Source organism: Aurantiacibacter zhengii, assembly GCF_003584125.1.
Taxonomy (GTDB): domain Bacteria; phylum Pseudomonadota; class Alphaproteobacteria; order Sphingomonadales; family Sphingomonadaceae; genus Alteraurantiacibacter; species Alteraurantiacibacter zhengii.
In genome coordinates this window covers 662,290-680,509 of record NZ_QXFL01000001.1, presented here as the reverse complement: position 1 = coordinate 680,509, position 18,220 = coordinate 662,290, and the positions used below count along the sequence as shown (strand labels likewise).

Here is an 18,220-nt window from a genome sequence, read left to right as displayed (position 1 = left end):
AGCGCGGCTTGATATCAAATCCAGCATGATCGACAGATAGTGGCCAAAGAACCGACCAACCCCAATTTGCCAGCCCGTTCAAAGTCGCAGGGGCGCGCCGACGCAGAGCAGGATATGCTCATGCGCGAGGTGGACGAGGCCGTTCGCCAGGACGAAGTGGGCAATTTCGCCAAGAAATTTGGTGTGCCACTGGCAATCGCCTTCGTGGTGGTCATGGCGGCCTTTGCCGGGTTCCTGTGGTGGCAGCACGAGCGGGAAAGTGACCTGGAGAGGCAATCCGAAGAGCTGGTGCTGGCAATCGACAAGCTGGATGCAGGCAACAGCGACGCAGCCGATCAGGAACTGGCTGCACTGGCAGATGGCGAAGGCGGCGCAGCGGCCATGGCCGCAATGCTGCGCGCCGGGATCGCGATGGAACGCGGCGATACGCAGGAAGCGGGCACGCTCTACGATGGAATCGCCAGCGATGGCGACCTGCCCGAGGAAATCCGCAACATCGCCACCATCCGCAGCGTGACGGCGCGATATGACGAGATGGACCCACAGGAAGTGATCGACCGCGTGGGGCCGCTCGCGGTGCCTGACAGTCCCTATTACGGCAGCGCCGGCGAACTGGTGGCGCACGCCTACCTGGATCAGAACAAGACCGACGAGGCCGGCGCCCTGCTGGTGGCCCTGTCGGGCAATGAAGATGTGCCTCAATCCATTCGCAGCCGCACGCGGCAGCTTGCCGGGTTGCTGGGCTTCGATGCCATCGAGGATGTCGATGCCACCCTGGCCGAACTGACTGGCCAGGCACCGGAAGATACCTCGGTCGAGCTGGTCGAATAGAAGCGAGTATGAAAACGATGATGAACCTGCGCCGCCCGAACCGTACATGGGCGACCCGAATCGCCGCTCCGCTGATGGCCCTAGCTCTGGCTGGCTGTGCCGGCGGTCTGTTTGGCGGCGGAAAGGACGATGACGAAACGCCCACGAACGGCAACCGTATTCCGATCCTTTCGCGCATCGCGACCGATATCTCCGCCGACCCGGCGCTGGCCAATGTGACGGTCGTCGTGCCGACCGCAACCACCAACGAAACCTGGCCGCAGGCTGGTGGCAACGCGGCCAAGGTGGCAGGTCATGTGACACTGTCGAACAATCCCGCGCGGGCGTGGACCGCCAGCATTTCCGGTACGACGAAGACGCGCCGCCTTGCGGCCTCGCCGGTCGTAGGTGCGGGAAAGCTGTTCGTGGTCGATACCCAGGCGGAAATTCACGCTTTCGACGCGCAAACGGGTGCGCGCCGGTGGCGGCACCAGATCGAGGTGACCGGCGACCTGGAGGATGCGACCTTCGGCGGCGGTGCTGCCTATAACGAAGGCCGCGTCTACGCGACGAACGGCGTGGGCGACGTGGTTGCCCTGGATGCGGAGACCGGTGCGGAAATCTGGCGCGTGAAGCCCGCCGGTCCGCTGCGCGGCGGACCGACAATCGCGTTCAACGAAGTGTTCGTGATGACGCAGGATAACCAGGTTTTCGCGCTGCGCACGGAAGACGGCGCAATCGTGTGGCAGCGTGCCGCTGCCTCCGGTCAGTCCGGCGTGTTCGGCGTGGCTGCTCCTGCCGCCGCGCAGGGCACCGTTGTCGCCGGGTTCTCCACCGGCGAACTGGTTGCCTACCGTTACGAAAACGGGCGCGAACTGTGGTCCGACGCGCTGGCGCGCACTTCCATCAGCACGCAGGTCGGCACGCTGACCGACGTCGACGCCGATCCCATCATCGACCAGGGCCGCGTCTATGCGCTTGGTCAGGGCGGTCGCATGGCGGCCTATGAACTGCTGACGGGCCAACGCATCTGGGAACTAACGCTGGCAGGGATTTCCACGCCAACGGTTATCGGCGAATGGGTGTTTACGCTGACCGACGAGGCGCAGCTTCTCGCCATCCAGCGGGGAACCGGTCGTATCCGCTGGATCACCCAGCTTGACCGCTGGCGCGACGCGGAAGATCGCGAAGGGCCGATCTTCTGGACCGGTCCGGTGCTGGCCAGCGGACGTCTGTGGGTTGCCAGCAGTCGCGGCTATGTGAAGAGCCTGGATGTGATGACCGGAGAGGTGTTTGATTTCACCCGCCTGGACGATGGCGTTTCGCTGCCTCCGGTCGTGGCGAACAACATGCTCTATATCCTCGACGACAAGGGCAGGATCCACGCCTACCGCTGACGCCAGGGGCATTTGTCCCGCCGCGGGACGTCCCGGTTGAAAATGGTCCGGGTGTTACCCGCCCTTTAACCCTTCGCGCCTATCAGGGCGGGGATGAACGCGCAGACGCACAAGTCGCGGCCACCGGTTAGCGATGTATCCCCGTGGGTGGGCCTTGTAGGGCTCGTCACGCTGCTAGCCTGTATCGTATTCGCACGCGGTTGGCCCGAAATCTGCGAAATGATGGGCTGGGCGAACGAGCGCGGACGCCTGTCGGGTCCCAATGCCGCGCTGGCGACAATGGTGCTCACGGGCCTGGCGATGGCGGCATGGTCGCTGCTGGTCGAAAAGGTCCACCGCAATACCTCCACCGGCATCGACTGGTCGCGAAGGCGATCGGTGTCCGAGGTGGTCGACATCTCGATCACCAAGCTTGCGGGGCTTTGGGCCACCTGGTTCATCATTGGCGCGTTCTACATGCTTGGCCGGTGGTACTGGGAGGGGAACTACCTCTTCGCGATGCAGGTGATCGGCTGGGCCGTGGTGCCCATGTTCGTCCTTTCCGTCCCCTACATGATCTGGATCGACCGGGTGATGGTGAACCCGAAGGATCACTGCTGGCACTTTGGGGCCATGCTTGTCGGACGCGAGGCGTGGGACGGCGAGCAGGTGAAGAAGCACTGGCGCGCCTGGATCATCAAGGGGTTCTTCAGCGCGTTCATGATCGGCATCCTGCCTCCGGGCTTCGCTGCCGTGGTGGAGGCCAACGGTGCCGATATCGTACACGATCCGGTGCGGCTGGGCGTGACGCTGTTCGAGCTGCTGTTCGTGATCGACGTGCAGATCGGCACGGTCGGCTACCTGCTTACGCTGCGCCCGCTCGACGCGCATATCCGCAGCGGCAATCCCTTCTTCGCGGGCTGGGTAGCGGCGCTGCTGTGCTATCCCCCGTTCGTCTATGGCATCATGGGCAACGGAGGGGTGATCCAGTACGAATACAACACTGCCGACTGGGCCTTCTGGTTCGCGGGCAACGCTCCGATGCTTTACTTGTGGGCCGCTTTGCTGGTCTTCCTGACGGGGATTTACGCCTGGGCGACGGTCGCTTTTGGCATCCGCTTCTCGAACCTTACCTACCGCGGTGTCATCACCAACGGGCCTTATCGCTATACGCGGCATCCGGCCTACCTGTCGAAAAACGCCTTCTGGTGGTTCTGCTACATGCCCTTCCTGGTCACATCGGATTCGCTGACGGACGCCATCCGCAACACGGTTTTCCTCGCCTGCGTGAGCGGCATATATTACTGGCGCGCGCGGACGGAAGAGGCACACCTGCTGGCCGAGGATGAGAAGTACCGCGCCTATTACGACTGGATGGAAGAGAATGGCGTCATCACTTCGCGCCTGTCGCGCTTCTTCCGCGCGGCCAACCCGCGCAAGCCGGATGCCGCCCCGCAGCCCGCCGAATAGCGTCTAGCCGCCCGCATTTCCCACGACAAAGCAAGCAGCCGCCACCAGCGCGCCTGTCCAGCGGTTGGAGCGGAAACGATCGAGCGGATTGGCGGGATCGCCGCCGTCCAGCGTCACCACTTGCCAGCCAAGGTGCAGCGCCGCGGGAGCAAGCGCCAGCAGCGCCACCCAGTCTCCGCGCAATTGCCAGAAGGCGAAGGCCCACAGGGCGACGGCAGCCGCGTAGAATACCGCCACACCGGGCTTTACCTGCTTGCCGAGGCGAAGGGCAGAGGACTTGATCCCCACCAGCGCATCATCTTCCCGGTCCTGCATGGCATATATCGTATCGTATCCCATGCACCAGAAGAACGCGCCGGCATACAGGGCCAGGGGCACGCCCAGCATGTCGCCCCGCAAGGCAAACCAGCCCACCAGCGCGCCCCAGGTGAACACCAGCCCCAGCCACGCCTGTGGCCACCATGTGATACGCTTCATGAAGGGATAGGCTGCCACCAGCGCAAGGCTACCGAGGGCCACCAGCTGGGCTTGCCAACGCAGTTGCAACAGCACCACCAGCCCGAGGCCGCACAGCACCAGCAGCCACGCCCATGCGGCCCGTGGGCTGACCCTTCCGCTGGCGATGGGTCGGCTGGCCGTTCGGGCAACGCTCTTGTCCAGATCGCGGTCGACGATGTCGTTGTAGACGCAACCGGCAGAGCGCATGGCGATGCTCCCCAGCAGGAACCATGCGACCAGCTGCCATTGCAGACCCGCACCTGCCAGCCACGTGCCCCACGCACAGGGCCAGAACAGCAGCCACCACCCGATCGGCCTGTCGAACCGCGCCAGCAGCGCATAGTCGCGCATGGGCTGGGGCAGGCGCTCGGCAAGCGAGCGGTGTTCGCTGTCTGGCGTGATGGTCTCGGCGGACATGAGGCGGCCATACCCTGCAGGCCACCCCGGCGAAAGCCGTGATCTTTCGCCAATCCGAACGAGATCCCGGCTTTCGCCGGGATGAGGATTGTGGCTAAAGGCGAAACCATGCCCGCTACACCCGCATGGCCGCCCAAGTCCGCCCCGCGCCTGTTCGTGGAGAATGCCCTGTCTGCTGGGGACTCGCTTAGCATCGACGGGCAGCAGGGACATTACCTGGCCAAGGTGATGCGCGTATCCACGGGCGATGCCGTGATACTGTGCGATGACCGTACCGGCGAGTGGCTTGCCACGGTCGAGAACGTCGGTAAGCGCTCCGTCACCCTGTCGGTGACCGAAAAACTGCGCGAGCGCGAAGCTGTGCCCGATTTCTGGCTGTGCCCGGCACTCCTGAAGAAAGACCGGTTCGACATGGTGCTGGAAAAGGCCACGGAACTGGGCGTTGCCGCCATCCACCCCGTCATCACGCGCCGGTGCGTGGCAGACAAACTGAACCCGGAGCGCGCGCGTGCGATCGTCACCGAAGCGGCAGAGCAGTGCGCGCGCACCGCGCTGCCTTCGCTGGCTGCGCCGCAGAAGCTCGATGCGCTGCTGCGCGAATGGCCCGCAGATCGCCTGATGTTCTTCGCCGACGAGGAGGGCGGACGGCCAGCCGCAGAAGCCTTCACTTTCACGAAGTATCCCGAGCGCGGGGAGGGCGCGCACAAGGCCGCGATCCTTACCGGGCCCGAGGGCGGTTTCGACGATGCCGAACGCGCGGCCATCCGCGCTCATCCGCAGGCGCGGCCCATCTCGCTGGGTCCGCGGATACTGCGAGGGGAAACCGCCGCGCTTGCCGCCACCGCGCTATGGATGGGGCTGGCCGGCGATTGGGATGGCGATGGCTGACAGGGCCCGCCCACACAAATTGCTGGTGGCCAATCGCCATTGTTCCGCTAGAGGCTTGCACCCATGAGCACGCGCAAGGCATCAGAGGGCCAGGAGCCCGTGATCGAAAGCCGCGACCAGCTGGTCGCCCCGATGCAGGCTGGCGAAAAGCCCCGCGAGCAGTGGCGAATCGGCACGGAACACGAGAAGCTCGTTTTCAGGACTGCCGATTTCCGCGCTCCGACCTATGCCGAGGACGGCGGCATTCGCGACATCCTGATGTCGATGCGCCAGTTCGGGTGGGAGCCGGTGGAAGAGCGCGGGCCGGACGGCACCGTCAACACCATTGCCATGAGCGGCAGCGACGGCACGATCAGCCTGGAGCCTGCCGGCCAGCTAGAGCTGTCGGGCGCGCCGCTGGAAACGCTGCACCAGACCTGCGCCGAAACCGGCCGCCACCTCGACCAGTGCAAGCTGGTGGGCGAGGCGTGCGGCGTGGGTTTCCTGGGCCTCGGCATGTGGCCGGACAAGGCGCGCGAGGACCTGCCGATCATGCCCAAGCAGCGCTACGAAATCATGCGCAACCACATGCCGCGCGTCGGCAACTTGGGCCTCGACATGATGCTGCGCACCTGCACGATCCAGGTGAATCTCGATTATTCCAGCGAAGCCGACATGGCGAAGAAATTCCGCACTGGCCTGGCGCTGCAACCGCTGGCCACCGCGCTGTTCGCCAATTCGCCTTTTACAGAGGGCAAGCCCAACGGCTTCCTATCATACCGCAGCCACATCTGGTCGGACACCGATCCGCACCGCACCGGGATGCTGCCTTTCGTGTTCGACGATGATTTCGGCTACGAACGCTACGTCGACTACATGCTCGATGTGCCGATGTACTTCGTCTACCGGGACGGCACCTACATCAATGCCGCCGGGCAAAGCTTTCGCGACTTCATGAAGGGCGAACTGCCCGCGCTTCCGGGCGAACTGCCGACGCCGAGCGACTGGTGGGACCACCTCTCCACCGCCTTCCCGGAGGTGCGCCTGAAAAGCTTCCTCGAAATGCGCGGTGCCGACGGCGGTCCGTGGAACCGCATCTGCGCTCTTCCCGCCCTGTGGGTCGGCCTGCTCTACGATGATGCGGCGCTCGATGCAGCGTGGGACCTGGTGAAGGGCTGGACGATGGAAGAGCGCGAGCATCTGCGCAACGCAGTGCCCGCGCAGGCGCTCGATGCGCCGCTGCCGCGTGGCGGCACCCTGCGCGATCTGGCGCGGCACGTGCTCGACATCGCGCACGACGGACTGGTGGCGCGTGGCCGCCAGAACTCCATGGGCGACAACGAAAGCGGTTTCCTCGCCCCGCTCAAGGACATCGTCGCCAGCGGCAAGGTGCCCGCCCAGCGCCTGCTCGACCTGTACCAGGGCGAATGGAATGGCGACATCTCGCGGGTCTACGAACAGGCCTTTTGACGTCGTCCCGCTCACCTCATGCGTAGCTTACCACTTCGAATTCGATCCCGTCCCAGTCGAAGAAATAGAAAGTTCGCGGGCCGGGCTCGTATTTTCCGTGGCTGAACGTCTTGAGCCCGGCGTCCAGCACCACCCGTTCGGCAACTGCCAGGTCGGCAACCTCGATGCCGACATGGTTCAAAGGCTTGCCCTTTTGCTGGCCCGAGTAATCCGCGCCGTCGGCCCACAGCGCGAGGTAGGTATCTTCGCCGCCGACATGGGCAAACTCGCCTCGCACGCCGTGTATATCGCGAATGCGCACGTGCCAGCCGCACAGCTTTTCGAAGAGGGCAATCGAGCTGTCGAGGTCGGATACGGTCAGGTTGACGTGTTCGATTCGGGCTTGAGACATGATGCGATATTCTCCTGGCAAACAGTTGTTTCGCAACGATTTGGCCGCGTCCCTTGCAGAACGCGCCGAATCACTGCTTGCCCATTGATGCAACCTCAAGTTAAGTTGAGGTCAAGCTTTTGTGGAAATCGGGGATAGCGGGGATAAATCTTGCAGGCGCAATTCATCAGCATCGGCCAGTTGGCCAAGCGCACCGGCGTCGCCGTTTCGGCGTTGCGATTCTATGAGGAGAAGGGGTTACTCAATCCCCTGCGCAGCGGCGGCAACCAGCGGCGCTACCTGCGCAGCGATATCCGCCGCGTCAGCTTTGTGCTGATCGCGCAGAAACTGGGCCTTGGCCTGGCGGAGATCGAAGAACACCTCGCCGGACTACCTGAAGGGCGCAACCCCACACTAGAGGACTGGCGCAAGATCAGCCGCGCCATGCGCGAACAGATCGACGCAAAAGTTACCCTTCTCAACCGCACGCGCAACCAGCTGGACCAGTGCATCGGCTGCGGCTGCCTCAGCCTGACGAAGTGCCAGCTCTACAACAAGGATGACAAGCTAGGCCTGAAAGGACCGGGGCCGCGGGCGGTTCTGGATTAGGGATATGCGCTGTTATCTTGTTCATATTCACGGAAGACTGAATTGGCTTGTCGAACAACCTGCATTCAGGTTTCCGCAAATCGACGCAAGACCTGCAGGTTTCTTCTGTCACCGCTATGTGCTTGCATCGAACGTCAGGTTCGCGTCCGAAAGAGCTTTCGGCATGGTGAGGACAAACCTAGATCGGCAGACTTGCTGGTTGTCCGACGACGAAGCCGAACTGGAACTTGAAGCTGAAAAGGTTGAGCCGGAAAACATCTTAAAGGCATTTGTACCCCCGAACCGCGGCCACACATTTTACCGAGGCGGATGAAAGTTCGACGCGATTCGATTACTCCGCCGCCATCGCTTCCGCTTCGCCCAGATCCACGCTGACCAGCCGGGAGACGCCGCGTTCCACCATCGTCACGCCGAACAGGCGGTGCATGCGGCTCATGGTCACGGCGTTGTGGGTGACGATCAGGTAGCGGGTCTTCGTGTCCCGGTTCATCGCGTCCAGCAAGTCGCAGAAGCGCTCGATATTGGCATCGTCCAGCGGGGCGTCGACCTCGTCCAGCACGCAGATGGGGGCGGGGTTCGTCAGGAACAGGGCGAAGATCAGCGCGGTGGCCGTCAGCGCCTGCTCGCCGCCTGACAGCAGGCTGAGGGACTGGAGCCGCTTGCCCGGCGGCTGGGCGTAGATTTCCAGCCCGGCCTCCAGCGGATCGTCGCTGTCCACCAGTGCCAGGTGCGCCTGACCGCCGTCGAACAGGCGGGCGAACAGCTTGCGGAAATGGCCGTCCACTTCCTCGAACGCCTTGCGCAGGCGCTCGCGCCCCTCGCGGTTGAGATTGCCGATGGAGCCGCGCAGGCGCGCCACCGCCTCGGCCAGTTCGGCCTGCTCGGCAGCGCTCGCGCCGTGTTCGGCCTCGATCCGCTCGAGCTCGTCGGCGGCGACAAGATTGACCGGGCCGATCCGTTCGCGGCTGGCGGTGAGGCGGTCCATTTCCTCGCTCTCGGCGGCGGACTGCTTCACGCTCTCTTCGTCGAATTCGAGTTTCTGCGGCAGCAGCGGAGGCGGCGACTGGAAGCGTTCGCCCGATAGCCGTGCCATCTCCTCGCGGCGCTGTTCCTCGTTCTCGGCGCGCGTCGCCAGCGTGGCGCGGTTCTCACGAGCAGAGGAAAGGGCTTCGTTGACCTCGTTCAGCCGGGCATCGGCAGCGCGGGCCTGTTCCTCGGTCTCCCGCACGGCGGCCTCGGCCTTGGCCAGTTCCTCGCCCAGCCGCGCGCGAACCGCCTCGCCGCCCTCGATCTCCTTCATCAGCCCGGCGGGTTTGGCGGCGATGACAGCGCGCTCCTCGGCGATTTCCTCGAAGCGGGCTTCCATGCCGGCGAGGCGATTTGCCGCGTCTCCGGCGCGGGCCTGCCACGCGGCCATGTCCTTGCGCTGCGTCGCCACGCGTTCGCGCGACACCGCCAGCGCCTGATCGTGCGAGGCGAGCGCGGCGGCGGCAGACTGCGCGGCTTCGCGCGCGGCCTCATTCTTGGCGCGGGCGGCTTCGAGCGCAACGCGGCCGCTTTCGGGGTCGGGCAGTTCGGCTTTTTTCGCCCTGGCGGCTTCCAGGTCGGCCAGCGCCGCAGCCTTTTGCTCATCCAGGTCCTTGCCGCTTTCCGCCAGTTCCGCGCGCCGGGCGGCGAGCCGTTCGCGCCGTGCCTCTGCCTGATCCTGCGCGCGAAGGGCTTGCCGCTCGGCCTCGGCCGCTTCGTTGATGCCGCGTTCCTGCGCCACGAGATCGCGTTGCAGGTCTGACAGTTCCCTTTGCGCCGCGTCCTGCGCGCTGGACGCCGCTTCGACCGCTTCGCGCAGCGCGGGCAGTTCGCCTTCCAGCGCGGCGAAGCGGTTGTCCGCTTCCAGCCGTGCCGCTTCGGCAGCGCCCTCGCCGCGGGCGACGAAGCCGTCCCAGCGGCGCAGGAAGCCGTCTTTCGTCACCAGCCATTCGCCGGGCTTGAGGTCGCGCGCGTCGTCGCTTTCGACAACGTGCACCAGCGCGAGGCGGGCGGCGAGTTCCTGCGGGCAATCGCGCACGTGAGCGGCAAGGCTGTCTGCCACCGGAGCAGGGGGCGTGGAGCCGGTCCAGTAGCGACCTTCCGCCTTCGCCTCGGGCGAGCCGAGCGGTGCCTTGGCATCGCGGCCAAGCGCGGCGGCAAGCGCGCGTTCGTAGCCCGGCTCGGCAGACACGCGATCGAGCGCAGCGGGCAGGCCGTGGCCGCCCTTCTTCTGCCGCTCACGCGCTTCACGGTCCCGCTTCAGCGCCTGCCATTCCCGCTCGACGCCTGCGAGTTCGGCGCGGGCGGTGGAAAGCTGCGATGCGGCCTCGTCGCGCACGGTGGCGAGTTCGTCCTTGCGGGAGCGGGCGGTTTCCAGCCCCTCGCGAAGTTCAGCGAGGCGGGCGGCGGCATCTTCGGCAGACTTTTTTGCGGCGATAACGTCTTCGTCGGGGTCGCTCTCGCCCAGCAAGGCGGCGCGCTGGTCTTCCAGCCGCCGTGCTTCGGCATCCAGCCTGTCAACGCGCGATTGCGCCTGCGAGATCTCCGCTTCGGCAACGCGCCATTCGGCCTCCACGCCAGCATGGTCCGCCGTTGCCTTGGCCAAGGCGAGTTCGGCCTTGCGTCCCTCGCTCTCCGCCTTGTCGACGGCCTTAGCGATATCGGGGCGCTTCGCCTCGTCTGCCAGCAGTGCCTTGGCCCCCTTGTCGAGCGCTGATTCGAGGTCTTTCAGGGCATTGGCGGCATCGCGCGTCATGCGATCTGCGTCGACCCGGTCTTCCTCAAGGCGCGATTTCTGCCGGTCGAGATCCTTCAGACGCTGCTCGGCAGCTTCAAGCTGGCTGGCAAGAGCGGCCATGCGGTGCCCGTGGGCGCTGGCATCGTCTCGCCGGTCCGCCAGCTCATCGCGCAGTTCGTGCAGCGATTGAGCCAGTGCGGCCTGCACCTTCTGGGCGTCTTTCGCGGCGGTCTGGGCATCGGCAACCGCCTCGTCCGCGCCTTTCGCCTGCTTGCGCGCAGCCTCCGCTGCAGCGGCGGCATCGCGCCAACGGGCGAAGACTAGTCGCGCCTCGGCCACGCGGATCTGGTCCGACAGCACCTTGTAGCGTTCGGCCTGCTTCGCTTGCCGCCTGAGCGACCCGATCTGCGAATCGAGGCCTGCCATCAGGTCTTCCAGCCGCTCGAGATTCTTCTCGGTCGAGCGCAGCTTGCTCTCGGCATCGCGGCGCCGCACGTGCAGGCCAGCGATCCCGGCTGCCTCTTCCAGCATCATCCGCCGTTCGGTGGGCTTTGCCGCGATGACCTGCGCGATCTTGCCCTGGCTGACGAGGGCGGGGGAATGCGCGCCGGTGGCAGCATCGGCGAACAGCAGTCCGATATCCTTGGCGCGCACGTCGTCGCCGTTCAGCCGATAGGCGCTGCCCGCGCCGCGTTCGATGCGGCGGGTCACGTCCAGCGGTTCGCCCCTGTCGTCCACCGCGTGGAGGACGACTTCGGCGAAATCCCGCGGCGGCCGGGTGGAGGTGCCAGCGAAGATCACATCTTCCATGCCGCCCGACCGCATGGATTTGGGCGAGTTTTCACCCATTACCCAGCGGATGGCTTCCAGCACGTTGGACTTGCCGCAGCCATTGGGGCCGACGACACCGGTAAGGCCGGGTTCTATGCGCAGTTCGGCGGGCTCTACGAAGCTCTTGAAGCCGCTAAGTCTAAGCTTGCGAAACTCCATAGGCGCCCGCCGCTAACCCTCAGCCTTCCGCCGGGCGCGCGCCAGCGGTTTGCAAAGCGGCTTCGATCCCGGGCCAGCGATTTTCATCGAGCTTGCGACCGTTCAGGATGAAGGTGGGCGTGCCGGTCACGTCCAGTTCTTCAGACTGCTTGTCCGAACGCTCCGCGATGGCCAGTACGGCTTCGTTATCGGCGAGGCAGGACGCGGCCTGGTCTCGGCTGATGCCCCGCGCGGCGAAGAAATCAAGGAACCCGGCGGCCTCGGCAATCGCGATATACCGCTGGTTTTCCGGAACCTCGCCCAGATTGGCGAGCTGCGACTGGGCATTCTGCATGTCGCCCATGACCTGCGGAAAGTTCTTCCATACCTGGTCGGCAAGCGGGTGGAAACTTTCGGGCGCGGAACAACGGGCCAGCGCGGCCAGCGTCAGGTCAAAGGCGTTGTGAACCTGGTTACGCAGCTCGAACGAGACGACACCGGTGGAAACGTACTTTTCCTTCAACGCGTCCGCCCCGGTCTGGGCGAAGTTGGCACAGGCGCCACAGGTCAGCGAGCCGTATTCGATCAGCTTGACCGGAGCATCGGGATTGCCGAGCAGGTATCCGTCGCTGTCGGTTACCTGGACAACGTCGGTCCATGCCTGGCCTTCGGGTGCGGCGATATGTTCGATCGGTTCGCTGGAGGTCAGTTCACCGTCAGCATCGTCGCCGCAGGCGGACAGCGCCAAAGCCAGCGGCGCGGCGAGAGCGGCAAGAGCGATGCGGCGCAAATTGGTCATGTTCAAAAGCTTTCCGTTTTGATCGTGTCCGGCCCGATCGGGTAATCCCGCAGTTTAGAACCGGCTGGTTGGTATTTGAAAAGCGCCGTTTCCCGCGAATCGGCGCTTTTGCACAGGCTTGTCCCCTGTTCGCTCTGCCTTATTCGCTATTCTGGCGCGCGGCCAGTAGCACCTGGCGCAGCGGCTGCCAGGCATGCACCCCGTCCAGCAGGGTGCCGTTGAGTACGAAGCTGGGCGTGCCCGGCACATTGTATTCGCTGGCATTGGCGCGGGACATCTCGGCGATTTCCTGGGCGCGGCCCTCGTCGTTCAGGCAGGCGGTAACCTGGCTGGCGGACAGCCCCCGGCTTTCCATAAGGTCGTCGAAACCAAGGTCGGCAGCGATGGCGCGCATGCGACTGCTGATCGTGCCGCTTTGCCAGCGCTGAATCTGCGCCTCGTTCAAGCCTTGGGCGGTTTCCATCCAGCTATCCTGGGTGGTCAGCACGGCGCGGTGATTGTCGAAGAACTGGGCGGGCTCACCGCACTCGGTCAACAGGGCTGCCGCAAGGTCTATCGGATTGCGGATAAGATGCCGCACTTCCAGCGCGGCATAACCTTCGTGCACATAGAGATAGCGCAGCTCGGCCTCCGCCTCGCGCTCGAACTCGGCGCAGTGGGAGCACGAATAACTGACGAATTCGATGATTTGCAGCGGCGCTTCAGGATCGCCCACCCGATAGCCCTGGTCGGTCTCCACGATCTCTGCATTCCAGTTCTGCGCCATGGCAGGTGCTGCCGAAAGCGCGAGAGACATTGCAATCGCCGCCAATGCAGCGGCCGCCGTACGTTTCATTCCTGTTCGTCCTCTTCCTTGCGCGCCACGCTGCGCGCCAGTGACTCCAGCACCGCCCTGAGTTCAGGATCGCCGACATCGCGCAGGGAATCGCCCAGTTCCATCGGAATGGGCTTGAGCGAGGGTGGTGCAGCGCGCTTCTCTTGAGCAGCAGGTGGCTTAACCGCGCCTTGCCGGATCTTGATGCGGGCGATGGCGCGATAGCCAAAGAAACGATTTACCCGCTCTATGATCTCCGGCGTCACATGCTGCAGCAGCGTGGCATGACCGGGCAGGGCGACCAGTTCCAGGATGCCTTCGCTCTTCTCTCCGGGCGGAAAGCGGATGCTTTCGGGCGAACAGACCTTGGCATGGGTAGGGCCGACAATCTCGGGCCAGCGGGTAACAACGCTGGATTGCACGAAGCCATAGCGCCGAAAGGCGGCGCGCCCGATCTGCGGTACCAGTTCGGACACCGGCCGCGCCGGGCCGCCGCGCGGGCGCTGGTAGGGCTTTGCACCCTTTCCGGCAGTCTTCCCCGATTTCGGTGGTGTGTCGCGTTTCATGGCTGGCGCTCCCATGCCATAGCCGCGACGTGTCCGCCACCGTTTCAGACAAGCTTCTCGCCTGGTATGACAGTCACGCCCGCGCCCTGCCGTGGCGGGCGCCACCGGGTGCGCCCCGCCCGGACCCGTACCGCGTCTGGCTTTCCGAGGTGATGCTGCAGCAAACGACTGTTGCCGCTGTTATCCCCTTTTTCGAGAAATTCACGGCGACGTGGCCAAGCGTCGGGGCGCTGGCTGCCGCGCCGGAAGAGGATGTCATGGCCGCCTGGGCCGGGCTGGGCTATTATTCGCGCGCCCGCAACCTGGTGAAATGTGCCCGCGTAATTGCGGAGCAGGGCGGATTTCCCGAAACCGAGGCCGAGCTGCGTAAGCTGCCAGGGCTAGGCGCCTATACGGCGGCAGCCGTTGCGGCGATTGCGTTTGGCCAGCGTGCGGTGGTGGTGGATGCCAATGTGGAGCGGGTCGTGTCCCGCCTGTTCGCCATCCGCGATCCGCTGCCGGGGTCGCGCCCGGCCATCCGCGCGGCGACCGAGACGATCACGCCGGATGAACGTGCGGGCGATTTCGCGCAGGCCATGATGGACCTTGGCGCGAGCCTTTGCACGGCGCGCGATGCAAAGTGCCTGCTATGCCCGCTCAGTGCCGAATGTCGGGCCCGGTCGGAGGGTAACCCGCTGGAATTACCGGTCAAGGCGAAGAAGAAAGCCCGGCCCAGCCGGACAGGCACGGCGTTCTGGATCGAGCGAGACGAAAAGGTGTGGCTTGTTAAGCGGCCCGGCACCGGCATGCTGGGCGGCATGCGCGCCTTGCCCGACGATGGCTGGTCGGCCCGCGGCGATGGTCACGGCGAGGCGCCGGTATCAGGTGCGTGGAAGGCCGGCGGCGTGGTGCGACACGGCTTTACCCACTTCGATATCGAGCTTGGCGTGGCGGTTCACGCGGGAGAACGCCCGACGCCCAACGGCGAAGGCGAATGGTGGCCGGTCCACGCTATCGAGGACGCGGGCCTGCCCACGCTGTTCGCCAAGGCGGCGCGGCTGGTACTGGCAAAGCGGGACTAGAAAAACCCGCCGCCCAAGGTCAGCCGGATCGCGGCGATCAGCAGCACGATCAGGCAGAAATTCCGGCCCGAATTGCTGCTGGAAAGCTGCCCGATCACCACACCCGCCACGACAAAGGGCAGGGCAAACCAGTTCGCCCAGCCCAAGAACGGGATCTGTGCCGGGATAACGATGACCAGCGACAGCAGGCCGATGAGAATCGAGATGATGTTCAGCATGTGTTATAGATAGATAACACAGCGCCTGCGTGCAAGGTTGCGGCATCCGTTTTCGCTGCCTAAGCCTTGCGCCACGCCAAATCCCCTGGATGCCAACCCCTTGCCTGAGGTCGCCGGCCCGATGCTGAACCAGTCCGTCTCCCAATCCGTTTCCCGCCGCACGATGCTCCGCTCCTCCGCCATGATTGGTGTTGGCGCGGCCGCCGCTACGCTTCCCTTTAGCGGGCCTGCTTTCGCGCGCGAATCCGCAGCGGTCCGCTGGCCCACGGTGGCCAATCTCGTGCGCGGCTATGTCGAACGGGACATCGTGCCGTGCATGGTGGCGCGCATCGGCCTTGGCCAGGGTGAAGCGGATACCATTGCCGCAGGTACGCGCACGTTCGGCGGGAGCGGCGGGGTGGACGAGGACACCTTGTTCCGCATCTATTCGATGACCAAGCCAATCACCGGCCTGGCGACCGTGATGCTGATCGACGACGGCCTTCTGGAACTCGACCAGCCGCTGGCCGACGTGCTGCCTGCATTCGCCAACATGCAGGTGCAGCGCCAGTATGACGGTCCGATCACGCGCGACAACCTGGAGCCGGCCGTGCGGCCCATCACGATCCGCCACCTGCTGACCCATACTGCGGGTCTTGGTTACACCATCGTGCAGAACGGTCCGATCAATGCCGCCTACCGTGCCAACGGCATCGTTCCCGGCAAGGTCAGCAACATGGCCCTTGCGCAGGAGATTTTCGGAGGCGCGCCCGCCCCTTCGCTCGCCGATTTCGCGGACGGGCTGGCGGAACTGCCGCTTGTCTATCAACCGGGTACGCGCTGGAGCTATTCCGTAGGTCTTGACCTGCTGGGCAGGGTGATCGAGGTGGCAAGCGGGCAGGATTTTGCGAGCTTCCTGGAGGACCGCATTTTCACGCCCTGCGGCATGACCTCCACCGGCTTTCGCGTGAAGCGGGAGGACGTTCAGCGGTTTACCGGCAATTATTTCCTGCTGGGCGGCATTCCGGTGCCGATCGACCTGCCTTCCAGTTCGGTCTACCTGGACGAACCGGCCTTTCCCTTTGGCGGTGCGGGGCTTGTGTCGAGCGCGCGCGATTACGACCGCTTCCTGCAGATGCTGGCGGGGCGCGGAGTGATCGAAGATACGCAGGTCACCAGCGCGGCTGCTGTCGATCTGGCTACGTCCGACCTGTTTCCCGAAACCCTGGCATCCAATGGCCGGTTCCAGCGTAACGGGCGCTCTTTCGGCTTTGGCGCGGGAGGTCTGGTCGGGACGGGCGAGACCGAAGGGCTGTTCGGTTGGTTCGGCGCGGCTGGCACGGTGGGTCTCGTCAACAAGCGATGGGGCCTGCGCCATACCCTGATGACCCAGTACATGCCGGTCGATGCCTACGATGTGCAGGGCGATTTCCCGCTGGCCGTAGCGAACGACATGGCAAGGCTTGCCCGTAACTGGCCGCGTTCCGTTGACTGAACCGCTCGCCTTTACAGGTCATGACCTCGACCGCGACGATCACGCCCGTGCCGATCCCGCGCAACTGGCGCAGCTTCGCGCGCGGGACGATGCGCGCTTGCTGGCGCTAGACGGCGTGATGCCGCGCTTCGAGAACGGTGCGCTGCTGACCACCAACCTCTCGGGGACCGGCGAGAATGCGGAGCTTGTCTACCTGGGCCTGCGACAGGGTGCGCCGCTGTTCGTGGCCGTTCCGCCGCAGGGTGATATGCGCCAAGCCGTCACCATGCGCGAGACGATGATGGCATTGATGCAGTTGCCATCGGCAGAGCTGGCCCTGTTCGGCGGCGCACGTTCGATAGCCGACTGGCACGCCCGGCACCGCTTCTGTGCCAAGTGCGGCGGCAACACGCAGATTGCCAAGGGCGGCTGGCAGCGCAGTTGCTTATCGTGCGAGGCGCAGCATTTCCCCCGCGTCGATCCCGTCGCGATCATGCTGGTCGAGCACGAGGGGGCGCTACTGGTCGGGCGCGGGCGCGGCTGGCCGGAACGCAGCTATTCAGCGCTTGCCGGTTTCCTAGAACCGGGCGAGAGCATCGAGGAAGGCGTAAAGCGCGAAGTCTGGGAAGAGGTCGGCGTGCGCGTGCGCGATGTCAGCTACATCGCCAGCCAGCCCTGGCCGTTCCCCAGCCAGTTGATGATCGGTTGCCACTCCTTTGCCGAAGGACGCGATCTGTTGATCGACGAGACCGAGATCGAGGACGCGCGCTGGTTCACGCGGGATGAAGTGGCGGATGCCATGGCCAACCCGACGGATGCTCACAGCTTCCTTCCCCCGCCGCGCACGGCCATCGCCCACTACCTGTTGAACCACTGGCTGGAGAACATGGCATGAGCATGCCGGTGGTCGTCGATATCTGGTCCGACGTGATGTGCCCGTGGTGCGTGGTCGGCTGGCGCAGTTTTTCCGAAGGCGTGCGCCTTGCCGGAGACGCAGTCGAAGTAACGGTGCGCTGGATGCCATTCGAACTCAACCCGCAGATGCCGCCCAAAGGCAGGTTGCAGTCCGAACAGCTCGCCAGAACCTACAACCGCAGCGAGGAGCAGATTGCAGCCATGCGATCCGAACTGGAGGGCGCGGCGGAGCGGGTCGGCTTTCCCATTAGCTGGCAAGGCGAGGGCGAAGCACCGCCTGCGATGATGTGGAACACCTTCGACTGTCACAAGCTGCTGCGCTGGGCCCTGGCCAGTCACGGGCCGGAGAAGCAGACGCGGTTGAAGGAGGCGATGTTCGCCGCCCATTTCCAGCAGCGCCGTAACATGGCTGACCGCGAGGTGTTGGCGGATATCTGCGAGGGCGTCGGCCTTGACCGCAAGGCAGCACGCGAGGCGCTGGAGGACGAGGCGCTCGAACTTGCCGTACGCGCGGAAGAGGAACGCGGGGTCAGCGGCGGGATTGCCGCCGTTCCGACCTTTATCGTCAACCACAAGTACATGCTGCAAGGCGCGCAGGAGCCGGAAAGCTTCGCCCAAGCTCTGTCGCAGATCGTCGCAAAGGAAAATGCGGGCTAGGCGCTGTGGCATTTTTGAGCGCGCTGCATATTATGGTCGAGCAAAAGAAAACCTCGCCGTCGCTTCAATGCGCCGACGAGGTCTTACATTATCTAAGGGCCGCTCAGCGGCTTGCCT

General features: G+C 64.8%; 17 protein-coding genes. 10 read left to right on the top strand and 7 right to left on the bottom strand.

Translation table 11 applies throughout. The annotated features are described in order from the left end of the window. Positions 1–39: 39 nt before the first annotated feature. The 3 genes from D2V07_RS03410 (at position 40) to D2V07_RS03400 (ending at position 3,656) form a co-directional block, all read left to right on the top strand. Positions 40–831: a tetratricopeptide repeat protein gene (locus D2V07_RS03410; RefSeq protein ID WP_119584676.1), complete on the top strand. Its 792-nt coding sequence runs from the start codon at positions 40–42 to the stop codon at positions 829–831. Positions 832–839: 8 nt separating this feature from the next. Beyond that, positions 840–2,207 carry an outer membrane protein assembly factor BamB family protein gene (locus D2V07_RS03405; RefSeq protein WP_119584674.1) on the top strand — a complete coding sequence of 456 codons (1,368 nt, stop codon included), beginning with the start codon at positions 840–842 and terminating at the stop codon, positions 2,205–2,207. Positions 2,208–2,300: 93 nt separating this feature from the next. After that, positions 2,301–3,656 carry a methyltransferase family protein gene (locus D2V07_RS03400; protein ID WP_119584672.1) on the top strand — a complete coding sequence of 452 codons (1,356 nt, stop codon included), beginning with the start codon at positions 2,301–2,303 and terminating at the stop codon, positions 3,654–3,656. A gap of 3 nt (positions 3,657–3,659) precedes the next feature. Here the strand turns inward: D2V07_RS03400 and ubiA are convergent, their stop codons facing one another. Then, on the bottom strand, positions 3,660–4,571 hold the full coding sequence (gene ubiA, locus D2V07_RS03395; protein WP_119584670.1) for a 4-hydroxybenzoate octaprenyltransferase: 912 nt from the start codon (positions 4,569–4,571) through the stop codon (positions 3,660–3,662). Between the two features lie 108 nt (positions 4,572–4,679). On the opposite strand from ubiA, the gene D2V07_RS03390 reads away from it, so the two are divergent. Both D2V07_RS03390 and D2V07_RS03385 read left to right on the top strand, forming a co-directional pair. After that, positions 4,680–5,459 (top strand): 16S rRNA (uracil(1498)-N(3))-methyltransferase, encoded by a 780-nt coding sequence (locus D2V07_RS03390; protein WP_119584899.1) that lies wholly within the window; start codon positions 4,680–4,682, stop codon positions 5,457–5,459. Positions 5,460–5,522: 63 nt separating this feature from the next. After that, positions 5,523–6,908, top strand: coding sequence for a glutamate--cysteine ligase (locus D2V07_RS03385; RefSeq protein ID WP_119584668.1), 1,386 nt, complete (start codon positions 5,523–5,525; stop codon positions 6,906–6,908). A 16-nt stretch (positions 6,909–6,924) separates the two neighbouring features. On the opposite strand, the gene D2V07_RS03380 is transcribed toward D2V07_RS03385, so the two are convergent. Then, positions 6,925–7,299 carry a VOC family protein gene (locus tag D2V07_RS03380; RefSeq protein ID WP_119584666.1) on the bottom strand — a complete coding sequence of 125 codons (375 nt, stop codon included), beginning with the start codon at positions 7,297–7,299 and terminating at the stop codon, positions 6,925–6,927. A gap of 147 nt (positions 7,300–7,446) precedes the next feature. On the opposite strand from D2V07_RS03380, the gene soxR reads away from it, so the two are divergent. Further along, on the top strand, positions 7,447–7,887 hold the full coding sequence (soxR, locus tag D2V07_RS03375; RefSeq protein WP_119584664.1) for a redox-sensitive transcriptional activator SoxR: 441 nt from the start codon (positions 7,447–7,449) through the stop codon (positions 7,885–7,887). A 331-nt stretch (positions 7,888–8,218) separates the two neighbouring features. On the opposite strand, the gene smc is transcribed toward soxR, so the two are convergent. From smc to D2V07_RS03355, 4 genes are all read right to left on the bottom strand, one after another. After that, positions 8,219–11,641: a chromosome segregation protein SMC gene (gene smc, locus D2V07_RS03370; protein ID WP_119584662.1), complete on the bottom strand. Its 3,423-nt coding sequence runs from the start codon at positions 11,639–11,641 to the stop codon at positions 8,219–8,221. A 19-nt stretch (positions 11,642–11,660) separates the two neighbouring features. After that, positions 11,661–12,419, bottom strand: a complete 759-nt coding sequence (locus D2V07_RS03365) for a thioredoxin domain-containing protein (protein WP_119584660.1) — start codon at positions 12,417–12,419, stop codon at positions 11,661–11,663. Between the two features lie 139 nt (positions 12,420–12,558). After that, positions 12,559–13,254, bottom strand: a complete 696-nt coding sequence (locus tag D2V07_RS03360) for a DsbA family protein (RefSeq protein ID WP_119584658.1) — start codon at positions 13,252–13,254, stop codon at positions 12,559–12,561. Continuing rightward, positions 13,251–13,799 (bottom strand): DUF721 domain-containing protein, encoded by a 549-nt coding sequence (locus tag D2V07_RS03355; RefSeq protein ID WP_119584897.1) that lies wholly within the window; start codon positions 13,797–13,799, stop codon positions 13,251–13,253. Before D2V07_RS03355 ends, D2V07_RS03360 begins: the two co-directional genes overlap by 4 nt. A gap of 29 nt (positions 13,800–13,828) precedes the next feature. Between D2V07_RS03355 and mutY the strand changes: the two genes are divergently transcribed. Then, positions 13,829–14,860, top strand: coding sequence for an A/G-specific adenine glycosylase (mutY, locus tag D2V07_RS03350; RefSeq protein ID WP_119584656.1), 1,032 nt, complete (start codon positions 13,829–13,831; stop codon positions 14,858–14,860). Here mutY and D2V07_RS03345 read toward each other — a convergent pair. Further along, positions 14,857–15,078, bottom strand: a complete 222-nt coding sequence (locus tag D2V07_RS03345) for a hypothetical protein (RefSeq protein WP_119584654.1) — start codon at positions 15,076–15,078, stop codon at positions 14,857–14,859. The two genes, mutY and D2V07_RS03345, sit on opposite strands and share 4 nt — an antisense overlap. A 121-nt stretch (positions 15,079–15,199) precedes the next feature. Here D2V07_RS03345 and D2V07_RS03340 point away from each other — a divergent pair, with 121 nt between their 5' ends. From D2V07_RS03340 to D2V07_RS03330, 3 genes are read left to right on the top strand one after another with little or no spacing between them, the layout of a single operon-like run. Continuing rightward, positions 15,200–16,552 carry a serine hydrolase domain-containing protein gene (locus D2V07_RS03340; protein WP_119584652.1) on the top strand — a complete coding sequence of 451 codons (1,353 nt, stop codon included), beginning with the start codon at positions 15,200–15,202 and terminating at the stop codon, positions 16,550–16,552. Next, positions 16,545–17,426, top strand: coding sequence for an NAD(+) diphosphatase (gene nudC, locus D2V07_RS03335; protein WP_119584650.1), 882 nt, complete (start codon positions 16,545–16,547; stop codon positions 17,424–17,426). The genes D2V07_RS03340 and nudC overlap by 8 nt, the downstream gene beginning before the upstream one ends. Next, complete coding sequence (locus D2V07_RS03330) at positions 17,423–18,103, top strand: DsbA family oxidoreductase (protein WP_119584648.1); 681 nt, start codon at positions 17,423–17,425, stop codon at positions 18,101–18,103. Before nudC ends, D2V07_RS03330 begins: the two co-directional genes overlap by 4 nt. Positions 18,104–18,220: the final 117 nt, after the last annotated feature.